Raw genomic sequence first — 25,574 nt, forward strand, 5'->3', positions numbered from 1 at the left:
ATGCTTGTAAGCCGATGGAGACCTCCCCATGGGATGCCTTCCAACGGGAACTCACCGCCTGCACCCTCTGCCCAAGGCTGGTGGCCCACCGGGAGGAGGTGGGGCAAAGGAAGCGCCGGGCCTATAGGGACTGGACCTACTGGGCCAGGCCGGTGCCCGGCTTCGGTGACCCCCACGCCCGGTTGGTTCTCCTCGGCCTGGCCCCCGGGGCCCACGGCTCCAACCGCACGGGCCGGCCCTTTACGGGGGATGCCTCCGGGGCCTTCCTCTACCCCCTCCTCTACCAGGCGGGCCTCTCCAGCAAGCCCCAAAGCGAACCCCATGACGATCTTCGGCTTTTTGGCACCTACCTCACCGCCGCGGTGCGCTGTGCCCCCCCGGAAAACAAGCCCACCCGGGAGGAGCTTTTGGCCTGTAGCGCCTGGACCCGGTTGGAACTCGGGCTCCTTCGGGAAGCCAGGGTCTACTTGGCCTTGGGGCGGATTGCCCTCGAGGCCCTCCTGGAGCACTTCGGCATGAAGAAGTCCGCCCATCCCTTCTTCCACGGGGCCCACTACCCCCTGCCGGATGGCCGTCACCTCTTGGCCAGCTACCACGTTTCCCGGCAGAACACCCAGACGGGCAGGCTCTCCCGGGAGATGTTCCTGGAAATCCTATTAAGGGCTAAAGGCCTCGCCGGGCTTTGAGCCAGGCAAGAAGCTCCTGGTAAGGGAGGGCGTTCAACACCCGCTTTGGACCAATCCAGGCCCTCTGCGCCGTGCCCACCGCAAGCTCCATGAAGCGCAGGTGCTCCACCTGGTGGGCATCGGTGGAAAGGCTGATCCAAAGCCCCATCCCGTAGGCCATGCGGGCCAGATCATCCGGGAGGTCCATGCGGTCGTAATAGCCATCGATCTCCACCGCCACGCCCCGTTCCTTGGCCTTGGCAAACACCGCCTCCCAGTCCGCCTCGATGGGCGCCCGCCTTCCGAGGAGCCGGGCCGTGGGGTGAGCCAGCACGTGCACAAAGGGGTTTTCCAGGGCGCGCAGGATCCTTTTGGTCTGTTCGGCCTTGGAAAGCTTAAAGCCCGAGTGGATGGAGATGAGCACCAGGTCCAGCTCCCGCAAAACCCAGTCCGGATAGTCCAGGGAGCCGTCGGGGCGGATGTCCACCTCCGCCCCCGCCAGGAGGTAGGGGGGGCCTTTGGTTTCGTTGAAGCGGCGAATGGCCTCAATGCGCCTTAGGGCCTCCTCGGGGGAAGGACCTCCCGCCACCCGCACCGCCGGGGAGTGGTCGGTGACCCCCAGGTACTGGTAGCCCAGGGCCTTGGCCGCCTGCCAGAGCTCCTCGAGGCCATTCTGCCCGTCGGAATAGGTGGAGTGGACCTGCAAGTCCCCCTTCACCTGGGAAAGCTCCAGGAGCCTGGGAAGCCTTCCCTCCAACGCCGCCTCGATCTCCCCTTGGTTCTCCCGCAGGACAGGAGGAATGAAGGGTAGCCCCAAAGTCTCGTAGACCCCCTCCTCCGTCTCCCCTGCCAGGCGGGCCTCGCCCTTATAGACCCCGTACTCGGAAAGCTTTAAACCCTTCTCCTGGGCAAGGCTCCGAAGCCGGATGGAGTGCTCCTTGCTCCCGGTGAGGTACTGGAGGCCGGAGCCCCAACTTTCGGGCGGCACCACCCGGAGGTCCACCTGCAGGCCGTTTTTCAGGAACACCGTGGCCCGCTCCCTACCCTGGGCGTACACCTCCTTCACCTGGGAGAGCTTCACGAAGGCTTTCACCACCTCCTCGCCTCTTTCGCTGGCCACCAGGTAGTCCAGGTCCCCCACCGTGTCCTTATACCGCCTGGCGGATCCGCACAGTTCCGCCCTCTCCACCCCCGGCAGGTCCCGGATGGCGGCGAGGAGGTTCCGCGCCAAGGAGAGCACCGCCCCCAAGGGCCTTCGCTTGCCCGCCACCTGCACCAGGGCCAGGCCCTCCCGGATGCGCTCCGCCTTCTTTTGGCCAAAACCCTTGAGGCGCAGGAGATCGCCCCTTTCCAGGGCCTCCCTCAGCTTTTCCAGGGAGTCGATGCCCAGCTCGTGGAAAAGCTGCCTGGCGGTCTTGGGCCCCACCCCGGGAACCCCCATCACCGCCAAGACCCCCTTCGGCACCCGCTCCGAAAGGTCCCGGTGCTTCCCTATCCCCCCGGTGGCGAGAAACTCCAGGATCTTTTCCGCCAGGTCCGGGCCGATCCCGGGAAGGGCCAGAAGAGCCTCCTTTCCCCCCTTGGCCACCTCCTCAATGGGGGTATCCAGGTCGTAGAGGGTGCGAGCTGCCTGGTAGTAGGCCCGCACCCTAAAGGGGTTATCCCCAAGAAACTCGCTCATGAGCCCGATCTCCTCGAGGAGACGGGCCAGCTCCTGGTTCCTCATGCCCTCACTATACGGGTATACTGGACCTGCCCATGCCCCCACCGGATCGGTTCCGCAAGGCGGTGTTGGAGATGCTGAAACGGGAGGGCCGGCCGCTGCACTACACGGAGGTGGGCCGCCGCCTGAAGGAAGCGGGGCTCTGGGCCGCGGTGAAGGAACCGGAGAAAATCGCCAAGATCCGGCTTTCCGCCTTGGCCCGCTGGTCCAGAAGCCCGGTAGTGGCCCTGGGAAAAGGGTTCTACGCCCTCAGGGAAGAAGGCGATACGAGCCCAGAACCTTGAGGTAGTTGGCCCTTTCCAGGGCAGCGGGCTCCGCCACCTTCAGGTAGCTCATGACCCCCCGCATCTCCTCCACGCTCCCGTACCCCTTCTCCTCCATAAAGGCCTTGAGTTCCTCGAGCACGGTGCGGAAATGCCCCGGCCCCTTTTCCAGAAGAGCCGAGGTCATCATCACCACCTGGGCCCCGGAAAGAATCCCCTTAACCGCCTCCTTCCCCGAGTGCACGCCCCCCGTCAAGGCCAGTTCCAGGCCAACCCGGCCGTAGAGGAGGGCGATCCAGTGGATGCGCAAAAGGGCCTCGTAGGGGCGGGAAAGGCTTAGGGTGGGCACCACGGAAAAGGTCTCCAGGTCCAGGTCGGGCTGGTAGAAGCGGTTGAAAAGGACCAGGGCCCGGGCCCCCGTGCCCTCCACCCCTTTTGCGAAGTGGGCAAAGGCGGTAAAGGCATGCCCCACCTTGACGGCCACGGGGATTCCCACGCTTTCCACCACCGCCCGGATGGTATCCAGGTACATGGCCTCCACCTCCGCCCCGGAAAGGGAAGGGTCGGTGGGAATGTAGTAGAGGTTGAGCTCTATGGCGTCAGCCCCTGCTTCCTCCAGAAGCCTGGCATACTCCACCCACCCTCCCCGGCTGATGCCGTTCAAGCTGGCGATGATGGGAATGGAAACCCGCTCCTTGGCCCGGGAAAGGAGGTCCAGGTGGCGCTCAGGGGTCAGGCGGTACTCGTGGGCCCGGGGAAAGTAGGAAAGGGCCTCGGCGTAGCTTTCGTGGCCGTAGTGCAGGTAATGGTCCAGGATCTCCTCCTCGAGGGTCACCTGTTCCTCAAAGAGGGAGTGCATCACGATGGCCGCTGCACCCCCATCCTCCAGGCGGAGAAACCCGTCCAGCCGCTCCGTAAGGGGTGAGGCCGAGGCCACCAAAGGGTGCTCCAGCTTTAAGCCCAGGTAGGTGGTGCTGAGGTCCATGGCTTCCTCCTCCCTTTAGCTTGGCACAGTTTCCCTTTGGGCCATGCGGGAAAGCCTTTCCCACCTTTCCCGCACGGCCTCCTCCGCCAGCTTCAAGAAGGCCTCGGCCCCCTCGGGATGGGTCTGGAGAAGGAGCCGGTAGCGGTTTTCCGCATAGAGGTATTCCCGCAAGGGCAGGGTGGGGGGCTTGGAATCCAGGATCAGCCCCTGGCCAGGGATGTAGCGGAAGAGGGGCCAGTACCCCGTGCGCTCCGCCAACCTCTGGTGCTCCATGCCCTTGGCCATGTCGATGCCGTGGGCAATGCAGTGGCTGTAGGCGATGATGAGGGCCGGACCCTTATGGGCCTCCGCCTCGAGGAAGGCCCTCAGGGTGTGGGCATCGCTCGCCCCCATGGCCACCTGGGCCACGTAAACGTGCCCGTAGCTCATGGCCATGAAGGCCAGGTCCTTCTTGGGGGTGGGCTTGCCCGCCGCGGCGAACTTGGCCACCGCCCCCAGGCCCGTGGCCTTGGAGGCCTGCCCCCCGGTGTTGGAGTAGACCTCTGTGTCCAACACCAGGACCTTCACGTTGGCCCCGCTGGCCAGCACGTGGTCCAGACCCCCGTAACCGATATCGTAGGCCCAGCCGTCCCCGCCCACGATCCACACGGAATGGGGGATGAGGGCATCCGCCACCGCCAGGAGATCCCGGGCCTTGGGATCGTCCAGGTCCTTGAGCTTTTGCCGTAGCAGGGCCACATCCCGCCGCCTCTCCTCCACCCCCTCTGGCCCCGTGTCCGCAAGGAGCCTCTCCAAAAGCTCCTCCCCCAGCACCTGCCGGAAGCCCCTGACAAGCTCTCGGGCGTACTCCGCCTTCTTGTCCAGGGCCAGGCGCATGCCGAAACCGAACTCGGCGTTGTCCTCGAAAAGGGAGTTGGCCCAGGCGGGGCCCCGCCCCTCCTTGTTCTTGCTCCAGGGGGTCGTGGGAAGGTTTCCCCCGTAGATGGAGCTACACCCGGTGGCGTTGGCCACGATGAGGCGGTCGCCGAAGAGCTGGGTAAGGAGCCTCAGGTAAGGGGTTTCCCCACACCCCGCGCAGGCCCCGGGGAACTCAAACAAGGGCTCCAGAAGTTGCACGTCCTTGACCGCGTGGAACTTGAGGCTGGCCCTGGGGGTTTCCGGCAGGGAAAGGAAAAAGTCCCAGTGCCGGTTCATGGCTTCCCGAACCTCGAGGCGGGGTGCCAGGTTCAAGGCCTTCCGGCTCGGGTTTTGCTTGTCCTTGGCGGGGCATACCTCCACGCATAGGGAGCAACCCGTGCAGTCGTCGGGGCTTATGGCCAGGGTAAACTCCCCGGTGAGTTCCTTCCACATGGCCTTGCGGTGGGGGAAACCCTCGGGGGCCTGGGCCAAGGCTTCCTCCGGCACCACCTTGGCCCGGATCACCGCATGGGGGCAGACCAGGACGCACTTGCCGCACTGCACGCACACCTGGGGATCCCAGGTGGGGATGAACTCCGCGATGCCCCGCTTTTCGTACCTGGCCGTCCCCGTGGGGTAGGTTCCATCCGGGGGAAAGGCGGAAACCGGCAAGGCGTCTCCAAGCCCCAAGGCGATGGGCCCCAGCACCTCCCGTACGAAGGCGGGCGGGTGGTCCACCATAGGGGGCACCAGCTCCTGCTCCGAGGTGATCCTTCCGGGAATGGGGAGGGGCTCCACCGCCTCAAAACCCAGCTCCACTGCCTGGAAGTTCCTCTCCAGCACCGTTTTTCCCCGCTTGCCGTAGCTTTTCTCTATCCCCTTCTTGATGCGGGCCTTGGCCTCCTCCTCGGGCAAGACCCGGGAAAGCCTGAAGAAGGCCGCCTGCATGATGGTGTTGATACGCCCGGGAAGGCCCACCCTCCTGGCCAGCTCATAGGCGTTGACCACATAGACCCTTAGCTTCTTCCTGAGGATCTCCTCCTGGACAGGCCTGGGCAGGCGGTCCCAAACCTCCTCCTTGGGGTAGGGGCTATTGATGAGGACCGTGGCCCCTTCTTCCGCCACCCCCAGCATGGGAAGCCGTTCCAAGAAGCTCCACTGGTGGATGCCCACGAAGTTGGCCTTCTGCACCAGGTAGGGCTTGTTCAGGGGATTTGGCCCAAAGCGCAGGTGGCTTACCGTGCGGGAGCCCGACTTCTTGGAGTCGTAGACAAAATACCCTTGGGCGTAAAGGGGGGTCTCCTCCCCGATGATCTTGATGGTGTTCTTGTTGGCGCTCACGGTCCCATCGGCCCCCAGGGCGAAGAAAACCGCCCGCACCGAGGCCGGGTCCTCAAAGTCCACCTGGGGATAGGAAAGGCTTGTGCCCGTCACGTCGTCCACGATTCCCACGGTGAAGCCATGCCGGGGTCTCTCCTTCCTGAGCTCCTCAAAAACCCCCAGGGCCATGGCTGGGGTGAACTCCTTGGAGGAAAGCCCGTACCTCCCGCCCACCAGGACCGGAACCTCCCCACCCCTCAGGGCAAAGGCCGCCGCCACCTCCTGGAAGAGGGGTTCCCCCACGGCCCCAGGCTCCTTACCCCGGTCCAGGACCGCCACCTTCCTCACGGTTTGGGGCAAGGTGGCGAGAAAGGCCTCGCTCTGGAAGGGGCGGTAAAGGCGCACCCGCACCATGCCCACCCTTTCCCCTTGCCTCAGGAGGTACTCCACCGCCTCCTCCACCGCCAAGGAGGCTGAGCCCATGACCACCACCACCCGCTCCGCTTCCGGGTGGCCGAAGTACTCGTAAGGAGCGTAACGGCGCCCCGTTACCTGGGCAAAGTGTTCCATGGCCTCGGCCACCACCTGGGGCAGGCGCAGGTAGTGGGGGTTGATGGCCTCCCGGTTCTGGAAGTAGTGGTCGGGGTTTTGCGCGGTGCCCCGGATCACCGGGGCCTCGGGGGTGAGGGCCCGCCGGCGATAGGCCTCGAGGGCCCCGAAGGGAAAGAGGGCCTTAAGCTCCCGGTCGGAAAGGGGCACGATCTTCTGCACCTCGTGGGAGGTGCGGAAACCATCCATGGCGTGTAGCACGGGCAGGCTTGCCTTCAGGGCAGCGATGTGGGCCATGGCCGCCAAGTCCTGTGCCGCCTGCACGGAGTCCGACACCAGGATCGCCCACCCCGTGGGCCGCACCGCATAGAGATCCTGGTGGTCCCCAAAGATGGATAGGGCATGGGTGGCCAAGGACCTAGCGGCCACGTGGATCACCCCGGGAAGGGCCTGGCCGGCGATCTTGTACATGTCGGGGATCATGAGCAGGAGGCCTTGGCTGGCGGTGAAGGTGGTGGCCAGCACCCCCTCCTGGAGGGCCCCGTGCAGGGCCCCCGCCGCACCCCCCTCGGACTGCATCTCCACCACCCGGGGCACCAGTCCAAACAGGTTGGGCTCCCCCCTGGCCGCCCACTCATCGGAGAGCTCCGCCATGGGGCTGGAAGGGGTGATGGGGTAAATGGCGATCACCTCGCTTAAGCGGTAGGCCACCCGGGCCACCGCCTCGTTGCCGTCCACGGTGATGGAGCGCATAGGGTTCACCTCACCCTTACCATATCGGCCCGGGCGGGTGAGGAATGTCCCGGGCACGGCCCCGCCCCCGGTGTACCATGAGGCCATGCCCCTGCGGTACCCCTTGGCCCTCCTCTTCCTTTTGGCGGCCCTAATCCTCGATGATTACCGGCCACCTCTCCTCCTTTTGGCTGGAGCCGTCCTCCTCCTGGGAAGGCCCAAAAGCTGCCCTAGGGCTTGACGTAAGCCCTTTTGGCCAAAAGACTTGGGAGCGTGAGCGCGTTTCAGGAGAACCTAGAAAAGCTGGCGGACTTGGCCATCCGGGTAGGGCTTAACCTGGAAAAAGGGCAGGAGGTCATCGCCACCGCGCCCATAGAGGCGGTGGATTTCGTGCGCCTTCTGGCGGAAAAGGCCTACGGGCAAGGGGCAAGCCTCTTCACGGTCCTCTACGGGGATAACGTCCTCTCCCGGAAGCGCCTTTCCCTGGCCCCGGAGGAAGGTTTGGACCAGGCCCCGGCCTGGCTCTACGAGGGCATGGCTAAGGCCTTCCGGGAAGGGGCGGCGCGGCTTGCGGTTTCCGGCAACGACCCCCGGGCCCTCGAGGGCCTTCCCCCGGAGCGCATCGGGCGGGCCCAACAGGCGCAGAGCCGCGCCTACAAGCCGGCCCTCGAGGCCATCACGGAGTTTGTCTCCAACTGGACCATCGTCCCCTTCGCCCACCCCGGCTGGGCCCGGGCGGTCTTCCCGGATCTCCCCGAGGAGGAAGCCGTGGCCAGGCTCTGGCAGGCCATCTTCCAGGCCACCCGGGTGGACGGGCCGGACCCCGTAGCCGCCTGGGAGGCCCACAACCGAAGCCTCCACGAAAAGGTGGCCTTCCTGAACGCCAAGCGCTTCGCTGCCCTACACTTCCAGGGGCCAGGTACGGACCTAACGGTGGGCCTTGCGGAAGGCCACCTATGGCAGGGTGGGGCCACCCCCACCAAGAAGGGACGCATTTGTAACCCCAATCTGCCCACGGAGGAGGTCTTCACCGCCCCCCATCGGGAACGGGTGGAAGGGGTGGTGCGCGCAACCCGGCCCCTGGCCCTGGGGGGGCAGCTGGTGGAGGGCATCTGGGCTCGGTTTGAACGGGGATATGCGGTGGAGGTAGGGGCGGAAAGGGGCCAGGAGGTCCTCCTCAAGGTCCTCTCCACCGACGAGGGGGCCCGCAGGCTCGGAGAGGTGGCCCTGGTACCCGCCGACAATCCCATCGCCCAAACGGGCTTGGTCTTCTTCGACACCCTCTTTGACGAGAACGCCGCCAGCCACATCGCCTTCGGCCAGGCCTATGCGGAGAACCTCGAGGGGCGCCCAAGCGGGGAGGAATTCCTAAGGCGCGGGGCCAACGAAAGCCTGGTGCACATCGACTGGATGATCGGCTCTAAGGAAATGCAGGTGGATGGGATCTTGCAGGATGGCACCCGGGTGCCCCTGATGCGCCAAGGGCTTTGGGTGATCTGAAGCCTGGGTAAAGGAGCCCGCCGGGAAACATCCCCGGCGGGCTCTGGGCTAGGGAGGACCATTATGTGCATATAATCACGATTAAGCCTGCTTGTGCCTTCACTCCCCCCTAAACCTCCCCCAGAGCCTCCCGGAACCAGGCCACAAGATCCCCGGGGTCCTCGAGGCCCACGGAAACCCGCACCAACCCCGGGGTAACACCCGCCTGAAGCCTCCCCTCCTCCGAAAGGCGGCTATGGGTGGTGGTCCAGGGATGCACCAAAAGGGTGCGGGCATCCCCCAGGTTGGCCACTTTGGGTAGGGGTATGGCCCTCAGGAAGCGGCTGGCTGCTTCCTGGCTTCCCAGATCCAGGGTCAGCATGGGCCCTCCTGAGGTTAGGTACTTGCGGGCCATGGGATAGGCCGGATCCTGGGGTAGGCCGGGGTAGCGAAGGGCTTTGATCTTCGGGTGGCCTAGAAGGGCCTCGGCCAGGCTCTGGGCGGTTTCGCTCATCCGCCTAACCCTTAGGGCCACAGTCTCTAGGCCCTGGAAGAGAAGGTAGGCGTTGAAGGGGGAAAGGGCCATGCCCATGAGGGATAGCCCCAGGGTACGCACCCGCTCGGGATAACAGCGAGGCCCCAGGGCCCCCCAAGGAACCTGGCCCCTGGCATCCTTCTCCAGGAACTGGGGGTAGTTGGCCCAGATGGGGCTTTCCCTCACCACCACTGCTCCTCCCAGTACGGAGCCGTGGCCGCTTGCCCATTTGGTGAGGCTTTCCACCACCACGTGGGCCCCCCACTGGAGGGGCTTGGCCAGGGCACCGGCAGCGCCAAAGGTGTTGTCCACCACCAGGGCAATACCCTTTTCCTCCGCCAAGGAGGCCAGGCCCTCGAGGTCCGAAACCGCCAGGGCCGGGTTGGCCATGGTTTCCACGAAGATGGCCCGGGTCCTCTCGCTGAGGGCCTCCCGCACCCGGTCGGTCTCGGGCTCCACGTGGCGCACCCTTACGCCCATGGGGGCAAAGACCTGTTGGAAAAGGCCGATGGTCTGGCCGAAAAGCCCCTTAGCCGCCACCACCTCATCCCCTGGGCGGAGGAGGGAAAAGAGGGCAGCAAAGGTGGCCGCCTGGCCGGAGGCGAAGACCAAGGCCTCCATGCCTCCTTCCAAGGCCCGTAGCCGCTCCTCTAAGGCCCTATTGGTGGGGTCCTTCTGCCGGGCGTAGACATAGCCCTCCCCGCTGGCAAACCGCTCCGCTCCCTCCTCCAGGGTCTTGAAACCGTAGGCGGCCACCGCGTAGATGGGAAGCCCCACCGCGCCATGGGGGTCTTCCGGTAGGCCCGAAAGCACCGCCAGGGTCTGGTACTCCATACCCCCCAGTGTACCCTTTACACCAGGGGAAAGGGGGTGCCTCCGGGAAGGGTTTACTCCAAGGCCGCCGAAAACCCTTCAGCGCACCAAAAGCACGGGGCAGGGGGCTTCCGCCAACACCCTTTGGCTTTGGCTTCCCAGGAAGAGGCTACCGATCGCCCCCAAGCCCCGGGTACCCATGACGATGAGGTCGGCCTGTTCCCCTATGGCCGCCTCCAGGATGGCCTCCGCAGGGCGCCCCTCGAGGAGAAGGGCATCCTCCCGGGGCACCCCCGTGAGGCCCACGGCCTCCGCCAGGACCTTTTCCGCCCGTTCCAGGCGCCTTTTCAGGGCCTCCTGGAAAAAGGGCTCCCCCAGGTAGTCGGGGACGGGCTCATAGACATGCACCACCACCAACCTGGCCCCGTGGGCCTCGGCCTCCATCTTGGCTATCCTTGCCGCCCGCTTGGCATGGTCGGAACCGTCATAAGCCAGGAGGATGGTCTTGAACATGGACAAAGTTTATCAGGCCCTTGCCCGCTTTTCCGAAGGAATTTCCACCTTACGCCCGCAGCGGCAGGTATCCCCCTCGATGCGGAAAAGGGTACCGTCCGCCTTGGGATACAGCCAGAGGGTGCCGCAGTCAGGGCAGCGCACCTCCGCCACCAGGGTGCGGATCTCCTCCGGGGAGAAGCGGTACACCTCCCCGCACCAGTGGCAGACCACCTCCGCACCCCCGTCCCTTACGATCATGTCCTCCCGTTCCTCCGGGGTGAAAAAGACCAGGGCCTCGAGGGCCTTTTCCCGATTGCAACGGCACCGGAAGCGGGCGGGGATCTCGTCCAAAGGGTAGCCTAGGGCCCGGAGATCCGTCCTCTCAAAACCCAAGCCGGCAAGAATCTTCTCCAGAGCAGCCTCCAGGCCCTCCCGCAAGAGGGGCGTGATGCCGCTTACACCCGACAGGTTGGCCTCGAGGCGGGAAAGCACCTCCTCGGGGGTGTCCGGCATCACCTGGATGGCCACCCCCCCCGCCAGCTCCACCTCCCCTTCCCCCTTCACCCGCACCCCCAAGAGGACCGCGGAGGGAATCTGCTCCGACTGCCAAAGGTAGTGGGCCAGGTCCTCGGCGATCTCCCCGGAGACCAGGGGCACGGTGCTGGTGTAGACCTCCCCGTGGGGAAGGCTCCGGTCCACCCGCAAGACCCCGGCCCCGATGAGTTCCCCCACGTTCAGCTTCCCATCCTCCCGCAAGGGCACCTCTGCCACCGGGTTTCGCACGTACCCCCGGACGTTTCCCACAGCATCCGCCTCCGCCACAAGCCCACCTAAGGGCCCCGTGCCCTCCATGCGCAGGGTAATCCGCTCCTTGGGGGTTTTCAGGAGGAGCTGGGCTAGAAGCAGTGCCCCGGTCATGGCCCGGCCCAAGGCGGCGGTAGCCGTGGGGGAAAGCCCATGGCGGCGCCGCGCCTCCTCCACCACGTCCCCCGTGTCCGCGGCCACCACCCTAAGCTGGCCACCCCCTGCCAAGCCCCTCAGGATCCTGCCCATACCCCGCCATTATGCCATGGGCCTATAATCCCCCATATGGGCCTGCGCATCTACGACACCTTGCAGAGGAGCAAAGTGGACTTCACCCCCGCCACCCCGGGGCACGTGGGGATCTATGTATGCGGCCCCACCGTATACTCCGACCCCCATCTGGGGCATGCCCGGGGACCCATCGTCTACGATGTGCTCCGCCGCTACCTCCTCCACCAGGGATACAAGGTGCGCTTCGTCTCCAACATCACCGACGTGGGCCACCTCACCGACGATGCCGATCAGGGAGAGGACAAGATCCAGCGCCGGGCCAAGCTGGAACAGCTGGAACCCATGGAGGTGGCTGAGAAGTACACCTGGAGCTACTTCGACGCCATCACCGCCCTGAACGTGCTCCGCCCCTCCATCGCCCCCAGGGCCAGCGGCCACATCCCGGAGCAGATCGAGCTCACGGAAAGGCTCTTAAAGTTGGGCTTCGCCTACGAGCGAAAGGGAAGTGTCTACTTCCGGGTGCGGGCCTTCCCCCAGTACGGGAAGCTTTCGGGAAAGCGCCTGGAGGAGCTAAGAGCCGGGGCCAGGGTGGAGGTGCGGGAGGAGAAGGAGGACCCCCTGGACTTCGCCCTCTGGAAAGCCGCCGAGCCCGGCCACATCATGCGCTGGAAAAGCCCATGGGGGGAAGGGTATCCGGGCTGGCACATAGAGTGCACCGCCATGAGCCTCAAGTACCTGGGGGAAGGGTTTGACATCCACGCCGGGGGCATCGACCTGCAGTTCCCCCACCACGAGTGCGAGATCGCCCAGGCGGAGGCAGCGGGTTACCGCTTTGCCCGCCACTGGATGCACCACAACCACGTGCTCCTGGAAGGGGAAAAAATGGCCAAAAGCACGGGGAACCTGGTCCTCCTCCACGACCTCCTCAAGGCCCACGAGCCCATGGCCCTGCGCTTTTACCTGCTACAGACCCACTACCGAAGCCCCATGGACTTCACCTGGGAGGGCCTCGAGGCGGCCAAGCGGGGCTATGCCCGCCTTCTTCAGACCTATCGGGAAGTGCGGGCCCGTTTGGCCACGGCCTCGCCCGGCACCACCTCGGAGCTGGAAAGAGCCCTGGATGCCTTGGAAAGGGATTTCCTGGCGGCCATAGAGGACGACCTTAGCACCCCCGAGGCCCTGGCCGCCTTCTTCTCCTTCCTCCCCGAGTTCAACAAGCTCCTCCCCGAGGCCAAGGGGGATACCCTGAGGCGCACCGCCCAGGTCTTCCACACCCTGGGGGAAGGCATCCTAGGGCTATTCCCCGAAAGGGTTCTCGAGGAGAGGGTTTCCGGCCCCCTTCTGGAGGGGCTCGTCGCCCTCCTTCTGGAACTCAGGGAGGAGGCCCGGCGGGCCAAGGACTACGCCAAAAGCGACCTCATCCGCCAAAGGCTCAACGCCCTGGGGATCATCGTGGAGGACACCAAGGAAGGCCCCAAGTGGCGCCTGGCCCTGGAGTAGCTCACCAAAGGAGTTCCAAGGGGTAGCGGGCGATCGGGGCGTCGCCTGGGACCAAAAGGGTCTTCCTCCTGAGCAACCCAGAGGCGGTCAAAGGGATCACGGCGCAAAAGGGGTAACGCGCCTACCCCAAAGCGCCGTCGGTTAAGACCACCTAAGGCCCCTGCCGGGGCCAAGCCCCGGCAGGGAAACGCCCCGCTTCAGCGGGGGATGGGATAGCCCTCCGCTTCCAGGACCGCCCCCGCCACCTCCCGCCTCAGGGCTACCAGGTCCACGGGCTCATGCTTGGTGAGCCTGCGGGCCGCGGAGTAGACCACCCGGGCCTCATCCCCTTCCACCAACCGGGGCAGGACGGATAGGGCCGAAGCCTGGGCCCGGTCCAGGGCCTGGAGGAGATAGAGCCGGGCCATGGCAAGGGCAACCCCCCCAAGCCTCCTGGCCCTCAGGAGGGCGCTTTCGGCGGCGTAGGCGTCGATCAGGATATCCGCCACCGCCCCCAGGACCTCCTGCTCCTCCTCCACCTTCTCCCCGTATTTTTGGGCGGCAAGACCCGCCACCATCAGGGCAAGCTTCTTGAGTCCCGCCACCTGGTGGGCCTCGAGGTCCTCGGGCTCCTCAAAGCCGGGCTCCAGAAGCTCCTTCTGAAGCTTCATGGCCGCTTGGAAGAGGGGTAGCTGCCCCTTCAGGGCCCTCCTTAGGAGCATCCCGGGGATGAGGAGGCGGTTGATCTCGTTAGTGCCCTCAAAAATCCGGTTGATGCGGGCGTCGCGGTAGGCCCTCTCGATGGGGTACTCCTGGGAGTAGCCGTAGCCCCCGTGGATCTGCACCCCTTCGTCCACCACGTAGTCCAGCACCTCCGACCCCAGCACCTTGATGATGCTGGCCTCCACCGCGTACTCCTCTATCCCTGCCATCACCGCCTCAGCACCCTTCCTGCCCAGAAGGGCCTCGTCGATAAGGCCCACGGTGCGGTAGACGGCGCTTTCGGCAGCGTAGATGCGGCTGGCCATCTCCCCAAGCTTCGCCTGGATCAGGCCAAAGCTCCCGATGGACCGTCCGAACTGGTGGCGTTCCTTAGCGTACTTGGCAGAGAGCTCCAGGGCCCGCTTTGCCCCGCCCACCGCCCCCGCCCCCAGCTTGTACCGGCCCACGTTGAGGACGTTAAAGGCGATCTTGTGCCCCTTACCGATCTCCCCCAGGACGTTTTCCACGGGGACCTTCGCGTCCTCGAGGACCACCTGGCGGGTGCTGGAGGCCTTGATCCCCATCTTCTTCTCCTCGGGGCCGAAGGAAAGCCCGGGAGTATCCCGCTCCACCAAAAAGGCGGTGAAGTGCTCCCCATCCACCTTGGCGAAAACGGTGAAGAGGTGGGCGAAGCCGGCGTTGGAGATCCACTGCTTGACCCCATTTAGGATGTAGTGCCTGCCGTCCTCGGAAAGGGTGGCCCGGGTCTTGGCCGAAAGGGCATCCGAACCCGATCCCGGCTCCGTGAGGCAGTAGGCCGCGATCCACTCCCCGCTGGCCAGCTTGGGCAGGTACTTTTGCTTCTGCTCCTCGGTGCCGAAGTAGACCAGGGGCAGGGTACCGATGGAGGTGTGGGCCCCGTAGGTGACGGAAAAGCCCCCACTGCCCGATAGTTCCTCCGCCACCACCGTGGAGATCACCTTGGGCAGGTCCAGCCCCCCGTACTCCTCGGGCACATCAATCCCCAGAAGCCCAAGCTCCCCCGCCTTGCGCATGAGGGGCACGTTCAGCTCCAACTCCCCGTGCTCCATGCGCTCAAGAAGGGGAAGCACCTCCTTCTCCACGAAGGTGCGGGTGGTGCGGGCGATCTCCTTGACGCTCTCGTCGAAGTCCTCGGGGGTGTAGAGGCGCTCAGGGGCCTCCAACAACCAACCCCCGCCCTTCTGCCAAAGCTTCTTCTCCTCCGTCATGGCTCCCTCCTAGGCTGGGTAAACCTCAAAAACCCCGGCAGCCCCCATGCCACCGCCGATGCACATGGTCACCAGGCCATACCCCCCACCCCGCCTCCCCAGCTCGGCAATGAGCTGGGCGGTGAGCTTGGCCCCGGTGGCCCCCAAAGGGTGGCCCAGGGCGATGGCCCCGCCGTTCACGTTGGTCCTCTCCTCGGGCATCTCCAAAGCGCGCATCACCGCCAGCACCTGGGCGGCAAAGGCCTCGTTGAACTCGATGAGGCCCACCTGGTCCAGGCCCAGGCCCGCCCTTTTTAGGGCCTTGGGTACCGCCTTGACGGGACCTATGCCCATGATGTCCGGCTCCACCCCGGCCACGGCGAAGCTGATGAAGCGGGCCAAGGGTTTCAGGCCCAGGGCCTCCGCCTTCTCCCGGCTCATCACCACCACGGCCGCCGCCCCATCGGAGTAGGGGCTTGCGTTCCCCGCGGTCACGGTGCCGCCCTTTTTGAAGGCGGGCCGGAGCTTGGCCAAGGCCTCGAGGGAGGTCTCCGGCCTCACGGTTTCATCCCGCTCAAAAAGGATCTCCTCCACCACCCTCTTGGTTCCCTGGTAGTGCACCTTGGGTACCCGGATGGGCACCACCTCGGTAAACCGACCCTCAGCCCAGGCCTGGGCCGCCCTTTGATGGCTCCTAAGGGCCCAGCGGTCCTGGTCCTCCCGGCTGATCCCGAAGCGCTCCGCCACCCTCTCGGCGGTAAAACCCATGCCGATGTAGGTGGAGTAGCCCTCCGGGGTCCACTCCGTGGGGGTGAGGTCGGGGTGGAGGCGGGTGTGGTAGCCCGACATGGGCACCTGGCTCATCATCTCCACCCCGCCCGCCAACACCGCATCCGCCATCCCCGTCATCACCGCCTGGGCCGCCATGGCGATGGTCTGAAGGCCGCTGGAGCAAAAGCGGTTGATGGTGGCCCCCGCCACCTCCACAGGGAAGCCCGCCCTTAAGAGGGCCAAGCGGGCGATGTTCAGCCCCTGGGCTGCCTCGGGCATGGCGCAGCCCCAGAGGACATCCTCCAGCTCCTTGGGATCCAAGCCCACCCGTTCCACCGCCTGCCGCATCACCTGGGCCGAGAGGTCCACGGGATGCAAGGTGGCCAAGGCCCCATCCTTTTTGCCCCGGGCCACGGGGCTCCGCACTGCGCTGACGATTACCGCTTCCCGCATGGTTCCACCTCTTTAGTTCCTAAGGGGCTTACCCGTCTTGAGGGTGTAGGCGATCCGCTCCTGGGTCTTACGGGTGCCGAGGAGCCTCAAGAAGGCTTCCCGTTCCAGGTCCAGAAGGTCCCACTCGGAAACCTCCCGCGCCGGGCCCTCCCCACCCGTGAGGACCTGGGCAATCTCCAGGCCGATCCGCATGTCGTGGTCCGAGATCTCCCCCGCCTCCCGGAAGGCCCAGACCGCATAGCGCAGGTTGCCCAAGGCCTCACTGCCCAGGACGCGGATCCTTGGAGGAAGGGGTGGGCGGTAATCCGGGGCCAGCTCCAAGACCCGCCGCTTGGCGTCGGCGATGAGGAAGTCCCGGTTCATGCTGACCCGATCCCGATCCCTAAGGAAGCCCATCTTGCGGGCCTCGAGGGCGCTGGTGGAGGTCTTGGCCAAGGCGATGAGGTTAAAGGCCCGCTTCACCCCCTCAAAGGGGTCCGCCTCCTCGTAGGGCGCAAGTTCCTGGGTGAAGCGGAAAAGCATCTCCTTGGTGCCACCCCCGGCGGGCAGAAGCCCCACCCCGGCCTCCACCAAGCCCATGTAGAGCTCCGCGTGGGCCTGGACGCTATCCGCATGCAGGGTGAACTCCGCACCCCCGCCCAGGGTTAGGCCAAAGGGTGCCACCACCACCGGGAAGGGGCTATAGCGCAAGGACATGGAAGCCTTCTGAAACTGCCGCACCGCCAGGGATAGCTGGTCCCAGTCGCCTTCCTGGGCCAGGGAGAGGATCAAGGCCAGGTTAGCCCCAGCGGAAAACGCCCTCGGGTCCTCGTTGCCGATCACCAGACCCACATAGCCCTTTTCCTCCACATACTCCAGGCTCTTCTGGAGCATGCGGATCACGCCCTCCCCGATGGCGTTCATCTTGGTGCGGAACTCCAAAAGGGCCACCCCATCCCCCAGGTCCAACAGGGCTGCCTCCTTGCCCTCTAGGAGGGTCTTGCCCTCGGACTTGAGGGCTTTTAGGGAAATAACCCCTTCCCGCCTGGGCAAGGGGTGGTAGGCCCCGTCAAAGCCCAGGTAGGTGCCATTGCGGTAGAAGGCCCCCTGGGCCTGGCCTAAGAGCTCGGGCTTGGGAAGACCCAGCTCCTGGAAAAGGGCCTCGAGGCGCCCGTGGCCCAGGGCATCCATGTTCTTGAAGGGCCCCTCCTCCCAACCGAAGCCCCACTCCAGGGCCTGGTCCACGGAGACCAGGTCGTAGGCGATCCCGGAAGCCTTCTCCAAGGTGTAGTGGGCGGTGCGGGCCAAAAGCTCCCTGAGGAAAGCCCCGTACTTGCCGGGAAGCTCCAACACCTTGGGAAGCCTTTCCGCCAGGGGCAGATCCCGAAGGGCCTTAAGCTCAGGGAGGTCCACCTTGGCCCGGGGCACATACTCGAGGGTGCGATGGTCCAAGGTGTAGATCTCCCCATTCGCCCGTCGGTAAAACCCCGCACCCGTCTTCTCCCCAAGCCGCCCCTCCTCCACCAGGCGCAGGACCCACTCCGGCAGGGCAAAGTCCTCCCCGGTGGCCTGGGCCAGCTCTTCCGTGACCAGCTTGAGCACATCCAGCCCCGTGAGGTCAGCGGTGCGGAAGGTGGCGGAGTTGGGACGGCCTAGAAGGGGTCCCGTGAGGGCATCCACCTCGTCAATGCTGAGGCCGTGCTTCTCCATGAGGCGCACCGCCTGCACCATGCCGTAGACCCCAAGCCGGTTGGCGATGAAGCCGGGAGAGTCCTTGGCCAGAACCGTGCCCTTACCCAGGATGCGCTCCCCAAAGCGCCGGATCTCCTTTAGGACCTCAGGGTCGGTCTCAGGGGTGGGGATCAGTTCCAGCAGGTGCAGGTAGCGGGGCGGGTTGAAGAAGTGGGTGCCCAAAAAGCGACGGCGGAAAGCCTCGGAGCGGCCCTCCAAAAGCACCCGCATGGGGATGCCGCTGGTGTTGGAGCTGACGATGGCCGTGGGCTTTAGGATGCCCTCCAGCCGCTCGTACAAAGCCCGCTTGGGCTCGGGCTTCTCGATAATGGCCTCCACCACCCAGTCGCAGTCCGCAAGCTTCCCCAGGTCGTCCTCGGTGTTACCGATCTCCACATAGCGGGCCAGATCCGGGTCCATGAAGGCTGCCGGCTTGGCCTTCAAGGCCCTTTCAAGACCCCTTTTGGCCGGCTCGTTGCGGTTTTCCTTGCCCGGGATGTCCAAAAGGACCACCGGGATCCCGGCGCTCGCCACCAAGGCGGCGATCCCGCTACCCATGGTTCCCGCGCCCACCACGCCCACCTTCTTGATCATGGCCACCTCCTTATACTGAGTCAAAGTTTACGGCAGGGTTCGCGGGCTTGTCAAAGGGGTCCGTTGACAAAGAGCATGGCTCCGATAAGATAAACCTTGTATGAAAAGAAGCGCTTCCTTCCTCCTCGTCGGCCTCCTGGGGCTCACCCTGGCCCAAGGGGTGCGAAACTTAGGCATGGGCGGTGTTCTCCTACCCGGACCGGGGGCACAAGCAGCCAACCCCGCCTACGCCGCCTTTCCGGGAAAGTGGGATGGGGAGGGCTTCCAGGTCCCGGTGGGTCTGCTACGGTTTTTGCCTTTCTTTGCAGACACGAGCCCCTTTGCCTACTTCACGGACCCGGCTTCCTTCCGAAACAACTTTGATTTCCTCAGCGCCTACGATCAGGCCACCCACCTGGGTAGCTTTCTCCTTAACCCCGCGCGAAGCCCCGACGAGGTGGTGTTCCGGATCAGCGCCGATGGTATCTCCATCACCGATGGCCAAGGGAGAAGCCTGATGCCCTCCTTTCAAGCGGGAGTGGCACCGGACAAGCCCAGCGCCTTCACCCCCCAACCCTTCCTGCCCCTACGCCTGGATCTAGGACCCGGCACATACCTTTCCCTTGGTCCCTTCGTGGGCTCTGAGGGGTTACGGGTGGCTCCAAATCCGGATCTGGAGCAGGCCATGAGGGAGGGCTCCTTTGACCGCTGCAAGGCTAGCACTCCGTCCCCCTGTGCCCTCGAGGCCCAAGGTTCCCTCACCTCTGGCATAAGCGTGGCCCTGGGATTTTCCACCCCCCTTCCCGAAATACCCGGCCCAGGGAGGGTGTACGCGGGGGTACGGGGCGAGGGATTCTACGGTCTGGGCTACGCAGAGGCCTCGGCCAAGGCCCGGCCCACCTTTGACCAGGACGGCAATATAAGCGGTGTAAGTTACGAAGCCCGTTACTTCCTCAGCTATCCCTCCTACCTGGAGGGTAGCCTTGGCCAAGGCGGTGGAGGTGGGGGCTACGGCCTAAGAGGGGATGTGGGCCTGGCAGTGGACGGGGGGGATTGGGCCTTGGGCCTTGGGGTGCAAAACCTCCTAGGGTTCTCCCAGTGGAGCGGCGTGGAGGTAACGCTGGTGGATGGAGCGGAAACCAGCCGTTCGGCTACCACGAGGAAAAGCGATCTCTCCGCCCCCATCTTTACCCTTAACGGGGCCTACCGCCTACCCTTGGAGGTGGGCGAACTCCTCCTGGCTGCGGACAGCCGCTTCGGCGCCACCGCCCCCGCCTTCCACATGGGTGCGGAATACCGCCTGGGTATGGTTGCCATCCGGGCTGGGTTCGGAGTGGAGGGAGGCTTGCGCCTCGGTCTAGGCGCTGGCTTCAACCTGGAAGCCCTCAGCCTGGACCTTGCCCTCACCACCCACGAGGCTCCCTTGGTGGGGGGAACCGTGTACGGCATCGCCATGGCGGTGCGGTTTTAAGGAGGTCAAACCGTGAAACGTTTAGCCCTATTGTTATCCTCCCTGGTCCTGGCGGCCTGCAGCGGCCACACCATCCATCGGTTTGAAGTGGATCTTTTAAGCTTTATCCCCCAAGACCAACGCCAGGGGGAGCTCAACCTCGCCACTGCCCAGGTTCTCTTCCCCGATGACCCTGCGGGCCAACTGGTAGAGGTGCCCGGGAGCGAGGCTTTGGTGGAGGGAAAATTGGGCCTCCAGGTGGCCTTGAAAAACACAGGCACCCTCCCCAGCACCCTGGACCTCGAGGTCCGCTTGGGCCCTGAGAGCGACACCAATCTTTACGATGGCCAAGGAGGGGATTATGCCGCTATCCAGCAATCCGTCACCCTAGACCCTGGGGAAGAGCAGGCTGTTACCCTCCTCCTAAACATCCAGCCGGGCACGCAAGCTTTTGACCTCATCAAAAGCGGCCGCTTTCGCATTGGTGCTAGGCTAAACCTAGCCGGGGACAAGGTCCAGTACACCTTGACCGAAGCTGAGGTGGTGCTAAGGCTTAAGCTCTTCAACCTGATCCCCAACCCCTAAGCGTCGGCGAAGAGGTAGAGGGCCTGCAGCAAAGCCTCGGGATAATCCCGGGGCTTCAAGCCTTTTTTTTCCAGGCGGAAGCCTGGGGGGTACTGGGTGAGTTCCACCCGGAAGGGAAGCCCTTTCAGGCCCCGGGCGTCGTAGTCCAAGGGCCAGCGGGGAAAGGTCACCTGGAGATGGGTGAGGTCCTCGGTGATGGACACCACCCCCTTGCGCTCCGCCACCAGGCGCAGCCGGGCCAAGGCCAGGAGGTTTTCCGCCTCCTCGGGAAGGGGGCCATACCGGTCCTTGAGTTCCCTGGCGATGCGGGAGATCTCCGCCAGGCTCCTAGCCCCGGCCAGGCGGCCATAGTACCGGCTACGGCCCTCGAGGCTCGGCACATACTCCGCGGGAAGCCGGGCGGAGACCCCTAGGTCCAGGGTTACGTGCCTCCTCTCCTCCCCTGCCTCGCCCCGGAGCTTGCGGATGGCCTCCTCCAGAAGCTCCGTGTAGACCTCCAGGGATAAGGCCCGGATGTGCCCGTGCTGTTCGGGGCCCAGCAGGTTCCCCACTCCCCGGATCTCCATGTCCTTCTCCGCCAGGAGGTGGCCGCTTCCCAAGTCGGAAAGATCCGCGATGGCGTTAAGCCGCTTTTCCGCCGCCTCGGTGAGCCTAGGGGGGTGGAAGAGGTAGGCATAGGCCTCCACCTCCCGCCGTCCCACCCGGCCCCGAAGCTGGTACAAGGTGGCCAACCCCAGGCGATCCGCCCGCTCGATGAGGATGGTGTTGGCCTCGGCTACATCCAGGCCTGACTCGATGATGGTGGTGGCCAAAAGGACGTCGTAAGCCCCCTCGGCGAAAAGGAGCATGGTTTCCTCCACCAGGCCTTCGGGCATCTTGCCGTGGACCACCCCGATGCGGGCCTCGGGCACCAGGCTCTCCAGGTACCGCCGCCTCGCCTCGATGGAGGCCACCCGGTCGTGCACGTAGAAGACCTTGCCCCCCCTTTCCAGCTCGAAGAGGATGGCCTCCCGCACCAACAGGGGGTCAAAGGGAGCCAGGAAGGTGCGGATGGGCTTCCGGCCCGGGGGTGGGGTCTTGATGCTGGAAAGGTCCTTCAGGCCCACTAAGGCGGAGTAGAGGGTACGGGGGATGGGGGTGGCGGAAAGGTAGAGGGTATCCACCTCGGCTTTAAGCTCCCGGATCCGCTCCTTCTGCGCCACCCCGAAGCGGTGCTCCTCGTCCACTATGAGAAGCCCCAGGTCCTTAAACCGCACATCCCCCCCTAAAAGGCGGTGGGTGCCGATGACCACGTCCACCGTGCCCGCCTCGAGGCCCTTGAGGATGGCCTCCTCCTCTCCTTCCGGGGTAAAGCGGGAAAGGACTCCGATCCGCACGGGAAGGCCAGCAAACCGCTCCCGGAAGGTCCTACCGTGCTGTTCCGCCAGGAGGGTGGTGGGGACCAAAAAGGCCACCTGGGCCCCGTGCCCCACCACCCGATGGGCAGCCCGGAGGGCGATCTCCGTTTTGCCAAAGCCCACGTCCCCGGAGATGAGCCGGTCCATGGGGAAGGGGGCCTCGAGGTCCCGCAAGACCTCCTCCAGGGCCTGCTTCTGGTCTGGGGTGAGCTGGTGGGGGAAGCCCCTTTCGATGAGGGGATCCCACTCCGGCAACGGGGGGTAGGCCCGGCCCGGGGTAGCCTTGCGCTTGGCCTGAAGGACGAGAAGCCTTGCCGCCAGCTCCTCCACGTCCTTTCTAGCCTTCTCCTTAAGCCGTTGCCACTCCCCTTTGCCCAGGGAGGAAAGCTCCGGCGGGTCGTCCGTGGTGCCAGGGTGGCGCTTGAGAAGGGGCAGTTGGTCCACCGGCAGGTAGAGCTTCCCCTCCCCCTTGTAGCGGAGGACCAGGTAGTCCCGCTTCACCCCCAGGACCTCCCGGGTCTCCAGGCCCAGGTACTGCCCCACCCCATGGTCGGGGTGGATGAGGAAATCCCCAGGGGAAAGGGCCCCGGGGTCGGTGATCCCCTCCCCCGCCCGTAACCGGGCCCGCACCGCCCCCGTGGCGAAGATCAGGGCCTCGGTAAGGAGGACCTCCTCCTCCCACTCCGCTCCCCCCTCAAAGGCACCCTGGAGCAGGGAAAGCTCACCCCTGGGTCCCGGATAGCGCTCAAGCACCCGGGGCCTAAAGGGAGCAAGCCGCCTTTTCAGGTAGTCCAGGGTGCGCCCGTGGGCCACGAACAGGCTGACCCGCCTCCCTTCCCCGAGCCAGCGGGCAAGGTCCTTTTCCAGGGCTTTGAGGCTCCCCCTATAGGGGGTAAGGGGCCTCACCGCCAGGTCCAAGGGGGAGAGCTCCACCCCACCCCCCAGGGCCACCACCTGACGCCCTTCCAGCAAGGGCCAGATCTCCTTGGGGGCCAGGGCCGGGGTGTCCAGGTACACGGGGCCGGGAAAGTGGAGGAGCTTTTTGGAGGTAAAGGCTTCCGCCTTGCCCGGTTTGGGTAGAAGGATGTGCCGCCTCCGTTCCTCTCCCTCCACCAAAAGCCTCTCCAGCTCGTCCCCAAAGAACTCCAGCCGGACCCCGGAAAACTCCACCACCTCCCCCAGCACCCGATAATCCTCATCCCGGGCGTACCCCATGCGCAGGAGGCGGTCCAGCAACTCCCCTCGAGGATAGCTTCGGCCCACCTCCAAAACGAGCCGCCAGGCGGAGGGGTCCTCGGGGAAGGGAGCGAGGGCCTCCTCATACCCCATCACGAAAAGGGCCCGCTCCTCCCAGGCCTCGAGGCCGGGGTTCACGTAAACCGGCACGCCAAAAGCCCCTAGGTCCCGGTAACGGCGCAAACGCTCCTCCGGGGCCAGGAGGAGGGCCGGGGGCCTCTCCCGGGCAAAGAGCAAGGCCGCCACCACCTGGGGCACGGCCAGGCGGTGCCCGTAATACCGATCCAAGGCGATCTCCATGGGCAAGCAGGATCCACCCCCTCTCTCCTGGGAGCCAGAGGGGGCACCCAAGGGCCTATTCTAGCGAGTAGGCGTGAACGGCTAGGGCTCCAAGACCCACGTTGGCAGCGATGGTGGCTCCGCTTCGCGTGATGCGCCCCTTTTCCAGGCGTAAGGCGCCCTCCAAGCTTTTCTTTAAGCCTTCAATCCACTCGCCCTTGGCATCGGTGTGGGCGATGGTGATCCGGGCAGGCCTTCCCTTAAGCTCCTCGAGGACCAGCCGGGCAAGAACCTCGGGCACGGCTCCTTCCCTAGCCACCTTGAGGAAGCGGATATGCCCCTTTTCGATGCGCAGGATGGGGCGAAGGCCCAGGAGGTTACCCACCACCTCCCCAAAGCGGGGAAGGCGGCCGTTCCGCGCCAAGTGGGATAAGTCGGCCACGCTGAAGTACAGGCTGGAACGCTTAAGCCTCTCCCACTCCCGCACCACGGCCTCCTCCTCTGCCCCCTTCCGCAACATCTCCACCGCCCTGAGCACCATGGCCCCAAGCCCCGCAGAGACCATGCCCGAATCCACCACCCGGATACGGGTGGGAGCCACCTTCAGGGCAGCCTCCCGAGCCCTCTCCACGGTTTTGGAAAGTTCTCCGGAGACATGCAGGGATAGGAGGCGGTCATAAACCTGAAGGTACCGTTCATAGACCTCGGCAAAGTCCTCCACCCCTGGGGGTTCGGTCACGGGCTCAGCCCCTGCTCGCATGGCTTGGTAAAGGGCATCCGGGGTAAGCTCCTGCCAATCCTTGTACCTCCTGCCCCCCAGGTGGACATAGATGGGCACAAGGCCCACCGCCTCCTCCGTCAGCACCCGCGGGGACAGGTCCGCTGCGGTATCCGTCACCAGACCCAGCTCCACGCTTCCATCCTATACCAGGTCAAAGAACACATTCGCTATAATGCTCTGTGGGTTTTGCGTATGGCTTGCAGGACAGTTATCCCCAACCTTGGCTCACCTAAATGCCTCCCCGTCACCCTACTTAGGCCCCAGGTTCCGACCCCGCCACAACCATGAAAGTGCTTTTCGTATCCAACGGACCCACAGAGGATGCTATCGGAGCTCGCATCGCTCAGGAGCTGGGCCACGAAACCTTGGCCCTGCCCTTGGTAGGTAAAGGAAAAGCCTACAAGAGCGTTGCCAGGGAAATCCTTGGACCCCGTCAGGAAATGCCCTCCGGGGGATTCATCTTCGGTAGCTGGCAAAATCTAATGAAAGACCTTAGAGCAGGTTTCCTTGGCATGACCCTAAGGCAATGGCAGACTGCCCGAAGTACACGAGGGGACGCAGTCGTTGCGGTAGGCGACGCCTACGCCCTAACAGTGGCTCTTTGGGCCGCTAAAGGCAGCCCTGTCTACCACATCAATCCCTTGGTTTCTGCCTACTATCTTGAAGGCAGGCCTTTTTGGGAACTGATATTAGACTGGGGAGGAAGCGACTTCACACCCTATGAACGCTTCCTCCTAAGGTCCGTTAAGGCGGTATTTGTCCGTGACCAAAAGAGCCTGATGCGTCTTAAAAACCTAGGGATAAGCCATGCCTACTGGTACGGCAGCTTTGCCATGGATCTCTTACCGCCGCCAGAGCGTGACTTAGCCCCCCTACTTGGCAATGACCCACTCTTGGCTTTACTCCCTGGCACCCGGGGAGACGAGCAATTTAGCCTCCCCCTTATGCTGGAAGCAAGCCGCCATATCCCTCTAACTCCTGTAGTAGCTTGGGCCAAACCCTGGGAGGCCCTTCCTCCCTTGCCAGGCTGGCAAATCGACAGAGAGGACCCCGGTTCGCTTCGCCTCACCAAGGAAGGCAAAACGGTTTGGATTTTACGAGGTGCTTTCTCGGCTATCCTTCACCGTAGCCGAATCGCCTTCGCCACAGCAGGAACTGCTAGCGAGCAAGCAGCGGGTCTAGGAGTCCCAGTTGTAAGCTTTCCTACCCCAGGCCCTCAATACACAAAGGCCTTCGCCCGAAGACAAAAGTGGCTTTTGGGTCCAGCCTTGCGCCTTGTGGAACCAGACCCCTACCGGCTAGCTGCTGAAGGTCTTCTCCTGCTGAACAGCAAGCAGGTCTACACGCAGGCGAGCCAGGCGGGGAAAACCCGCATTGGCCCACCCGGAGGGATCCTGGGTGCTGCTAATCACATCCGAAAGAGCTTGGGTGGTTAGGA

General features: G+C 64.7%; 19 protein-coding genes. 8 read left to right on the forward strand and 11 right to left on the reverse strand.

Annotation, left to right across the window (positions count from 1 at the left end):
* Nucleotides 1-14: 14 nt before the first annotated feature.
* Nucleotides 15-686 carry a uracil-DNA glycosylase gene (locus L0C59_RS08255; protein ID WP_243090883.1) on the forward strand — a complete coding sequence of 224 codons (672 nt, stop codon included), beginning with the start codon at nucleotides 15-17 and terminating at the stop codon, nucleotides 684-686.
* Here L0C59_RS08255 and polX read toward each other — a convergent pair.
* Entirely contained in the window at nucleotides 664-2,391 is a 1,728-nt protein-coding gene (gene polX, locus L0C59_RS08260) for a DNA polymerase/3'-5' exonuclease PolX (RefSeq protein WP_243090884.1), read from the reverse strand. The two genes, L0C59_RS08255 and polX, sit on opposite strands and share 23 nt — an antisense overlap.
* A 32-nt stretch (nucleotides 2,392-2,423) precedes the next feature.
* On the opposite strand from polX, the gene L0C59_RS08265 reads away from it, so the two are divergent.
* A complete protein-coding gene (locus tag L0C59_RS08265) occupies nucleotides 2,424-2,672 on the forward strand; it encodes a winged helix-turn-helix domain-containing protein (RefSeq protein WP_243090885.1) in 249 nt (82 codons plus the stop codon).
* On the opposite strand, the gene L0C59_RS08270 is transcribed toward L0C59_RS08265, so the two are convergent.
* Nucleotides 2,638-3,636: a dihydroorotate dehydrogenase-like protein gene (locus tag L0C59_RS08270; RefSeq protein WP_243090886.1), complete on the reverse strand. Its 999-nt coding sequence runs from the start codon at nucleotides 3,634-3,636 to the stop codon at nucleotides 2,638-2,640. The genes L0C59_RS08265 and L0C59_RS08270 overlap by 35 nt on opposite strands.
* Before the next feature lie 15 nt (nucleotides 3,637-3,651).
* Nucleotides 3,652-7,155, reverse strand: a complete 3,504-nt coding sequence (gene nifJ / locus L0C59_RS08275) for a pyruvate:ferredoxin (flavodoxin) oxidoreductase (protein ID WP_243090887.1) — start codon at nucleotides 7,153-7,155, stop codon at nucleotides 3,652-3,654.
* 85 nt (nucleotides 7,156-7,240) lie between these two features.
* Here nifJ and L0C59_RS11135 point away from each other — a divergent pair, with 85 nt between their 5' ends.
* Complete coding sequence (locus tag L0C59_RS11135; protein WP_279232618.1) at nucleotides 7,241-7,375, forward strand: hypothetical protein; 135 nt, start codon at nucleotides 7,241-7,243, stop codon at nucleotides 7,373-7,375.
* A 32-nt stretch (nucleotides 7,376-7,407) separates the two neighbouring features.
* A complete protein-coding gene (locus L0C59_RS08280) occupies nucleotides 7,408-8,634 on the forward strand; it encodes an aminopeptidase (protein WP_243090888.1) in 1,227 nt (408 codons plus the stop codon).
* Nucleotides 8,635-8,743: 109 nt separating this feature from the next.
* On the opposite strand, the gene L0C59_RS08285 is transcribed toward L0C59_RS08280, so the two are convergent.
* The 3 genes from L0C59_RS08285 to hslO all read right to left on the reverse strand — a co-directional run bounded on the left by L0C59_RS08285 (nucleotide 8,744) and on the right by hslO (nucleotide 11,509).
* Nucleotides 8,744-9,982, reverse strand: a complete 1,239-nt coding sequence (locus L0C59_RS08285; protein WP_243090889.1) for an aminotransferase class I/II-fold pyridoxal phosphate-dependent enzyme — start codon at nucleotides 9,980-9,982, stop codon at nucleotides 8,744-8,746.
* 78 nt (nucleotides 9,983-10,060) lie between these two features.
* Nucleotides 10,061-10,474, reverse strand: coding sequence for a universal stress protein (locus L0C59_RS08290; RefSeq protein WP_243090890.1), 414 nt, complete (start codon nucleotides 10,472-10,474; stop codon nucleotides 10,061-10,063).
* 12 nt (nucleotides 10,475-10,486) lie between these two features.
* A complete protein-coding gene (gene hslO / locus L0C59_RS08295; RefSeq protein WP_243090891.1) occupies nucleotides 10,487-11,509 on the reverse strand; it encodes an Hsp33 family molecular chaperone HslO in 1,023 nt (340 codons plus the stop codon).
* Between the two features lie 36 nt (nucleotides 11,510-11,545).
* Between hslO and cysS the strand changes: the two genes are divergently transcribed.
* Nucleotides 11,546-12,991, forward strand: a complete 1,446-nt coding sequence (gene cysS, locus L0C59_RS08300) for a cysteine--tRNA ligase (protein WP_243090892.1) — start codon at nucleotides 11,546-11,548, stop codon at nucleotides 12,989-12,991.
* A 197-nt stretch (nucleotides 12,992-13,188) separates the two neighbouring features.
* Here cysS and L0C59_RS08305 read toward each other — a convergent pair whose 3' ends face one another.
* The 3 genes from L0C59_RS08305 to L0C59_RS08315 are packed head-to-tail and all read right to left on the reverse strand — an operon-like array spanning nucleotide 13,189 to nucleotide 18,429.
* Nucleotides 13,189-14,922 carry an acyl-CoA dehydrogenase family protein gene (locus L0C59_RS08305; protein WP_243090893.1) on the reverse strand — a complete coding sequence of 578 codons (1,734 nt, stop codon included), beginning with the start codon at nucleotides 14,920-14,922 and terminating at the stop codon, nucleotides 13,189-13,191.
* Nucleotides 14,923-14,931: 9 nt separating this feature from the next.
* Nucleotides 14,932-16,125 carry a thiolase family protein gene (locus L0C59_RS08310; protein WP_243090894.1) on the reverse strand — a complete coding sequence of 398 codons (1,194 nt, stop codon included), beginning with the start codon at nucleotides 16,123-16,125 and terminating at the stop codon, nucleotides 14,932-14,934.
* 12 nt (nucleotides 16,126-16,137) lie between these two features.
* Nucleotides 16,138-18,429: a 3-hydroxyacyl-CoA dehydrogenase/enoyl-CoA hydratase family protein gene (locus tag L0C59_RS08315; RefSeq protein WP_243090895.1), complete on the reverse strand. Its 2,292-nt coding sequence runs from the start codon at nucleotides 18,427-18,429 to the stop codon at nucleotides 16,138-16,140.
* Between the two features lie 100 nt (nucleotides 18,430-18,529).
* Here L0C59_RS08315 and L0C59_RS08320 point away from each other — a divergent pair, with 100 nt between their 5' ends.
* Together L0C59_RS08320 and L0C59_RS08325 are read left to right on the forward strand one after the other, a co-directional pair.
* Nucleotides 18,530-19,879 carry a hypothetical protein gene (locus tag L0C59_RS08320; protein ID WP_243090896.1) on the forward strand — a complete coding sequence of 450 codons (1,350 nt, stop codon included), beginning with the start codon at nucleotides 18,530-18,532 and terminating at the stop codon, nucleotides 19,877-19,879.
* A 12-nt stretch (nucleotides 19,880-19,891) separates the two neighbouring features.
* On the forward strand, nucleotides 19,892-20,443 hold the full coding sequence (locus L0C59_RS08325; protein WP_243090897.1) for a hypothetical protein: 552 nt from the start codon (nucleotides 19,892-19,894) through the stop codon (nucleotides 20,441-20,443).
* Here L0C59_RS08325 and mfd read toward each other — a convergent pair.
* Nucleotides 20,440-23,376, reverse strand: coding sequence for a transcription-repair coupling factor (gene mfd / locus L0C59_RS08330; RefSeq protein WP_243090898.1), 2,937 nt, complete (start codon nucleotides 23,374-23,376; stop codon nucleotides 20,440-20,442). The genes L0C59_RS08325 and mfd overlap by 4 nt on opposite strands.
* Before the next feature lie 55 nt (nucleotides 23,377-23,431).
* Nucleotides 23,432-24,268, reverse strand: a complete 837-nt coding sequence (locus tag L0C59_RS08335) for a DegV family protein (protein ID WP_243090899.1) — start codon at nucleotides 24,266-24,268, stop codon at nucleotides 23,432-23,434.
* Between the two features lie 152 nt (nucleotides 24,269-24,420).
* On the opposite strand from L0C59_RS08335, the gene L0C59_RS08340 reads away from it, so the two are divergent.
* Nucleotides 24,421-25,572 carry a lipid-A-disaccharide synthase-related protein gene (locus tag L0C59_RS08340; protein WP_243090900.1) on the forward strand — a complete coding sequence of 384 codons (1,152 nt, stop codon included), beginning with the start codon at nucleotides 24,421-24,423 and terminating at the stop codon, nucleotides 25,570-25,572.
* The last annotated feature ends 2 nt before the right edge of the window (nucleotides 25,573-25,574 follow it).

Origin of the sequence: Thermus neutrinimicus, assembly GCF_022760955.1 — a bacterium.
GTDB classification, from domain to species: Bacteria; Deinococcota; Deinococci; order Deinococcales; family Thermaceae; genus Thermus; species Thermus neutrinimicus.

What these genes read in the sequence shown, in the direction of transcription:
- L0C59_RS08255 (WP_243090883.1), top strand. Translation starts at nt 15, where the DNA reads ATGGAGACCTCCCCATGGGATGCCTTCCAACGGGAACTCACCGCCTGC.
- polX (WP_243090884.1), bottom strand. Translation starts at nt 2,391, where the DNA reads ATGAGGAACCAGGAGCTGGCCCGTCTCCTCGAGGAGATCGGGCTCATG.
- L0C59_RS08265 (WP_243090885.1), top strand. Translation starts at nt 2,424, where the DNA reads ATGCCCCCACCGGATCGGTTCCGCAAGGCGGTGTTGGAGATGCTGAAA.
- L0C59_RS08270 (WP_243090886.1), bottom strand. Translation starts at nt 3,636, where the DNA reads ATGGACCTCAGCACCACCTACCTGGGCTTAAAGCTGGAGCACCCTTTG.
- nifJ (WP_243090887.1), bottom strand. Translation starts at nt 7,155, where the DNA reads ATGCGCTCCATCACCGTGGACGGCAACGAGGCGGTGGCCCGGGTGGCC.
- L0C59_RS11135 (WP_279232618.1), top strand. Translation starts at nt 7,241, where the DNA reads ATGCCCCTGCGGTACCCCTTGGCCCTCCTCTTCCTTTTGGCGGCCCTA.
- L0C59_RS08285 (WP_243090889.1), bottom strand. Translation starts at nt 9,982, where the DNA reads ATGGAGTACCAGACCCTGGCGGTGCTTTCGGGCCTACCGGAAGACCCC.
- L0C59_RS08290 (WP_243090890.1), bottom strand. Translation starts at nt 10,474, where the DNA reads ATGTTCAAGACCATCCTCCTGGCTTATGACGGTTCCGACCATGCCAAG.
- hslO (WP_243090891.1), bottom strand. Translation starts at nt 11,509, where the DNA reads ATGGGCAGGATCCTGAGGGGCTTGGCAGGGGGTGGCCAGCTTAGGGTG.
- cysS (WP_243090892.1), top strand. Translation starts at nt 11,546, where the DNA reads ATGGGCCTGCGCATCTACGACACCTTGCAGAGGAGCAAAGTGGACTTC.
- L0C59_RS08305 (WP_243090893.1), bottom strand. Translation starts at nt 14,922, where the DNA reads ATGACGGAGGAGAAGAAGCTTTGGCAGAAGGGCGGGGGTTGGTTGTTG.
- L0C59_RS08310 (WP_243090894.1), bottom strand. Translation starts at nt 16,125, where the DNA reads ATGCGGGAAGCGGTAATCGTCAGCGCAGTGCGGAGCCCCGTGGCCCGG.
- L0C59_RS08315 (WP_243090895.1), bottom strand. Translation starts at nt 18,429, where the DNA reads ATGATCAAGAAGGTGGGCGTGGTGGGCGCGGGAACCATGGGTAGCGGG.
- L0C59_RS08320 (WP_243090896.1), top strand. Translation starts at nt 18,530, where the DNA reads ATGAAAAGAAGCGCTTCCTTCCTCCTCGTCGGCCTCCTGGGGCTCACC.
- mfd (WP_243090898.1), bottom strand. Translation starts at nt 23,376, where the DNA reads ATGGAGATCGCCTTGGATCGGTATTACGGGCACCGCCTGGCCGTGCCC.
- L0C59_RS08340 (WP_243090900.1), top strand. Translation starts at nt 24,421, where the DNA reads ATGAAAGTGCTTTTCGTATCCAACGGACCCACAGAGGATGCTATCGGA.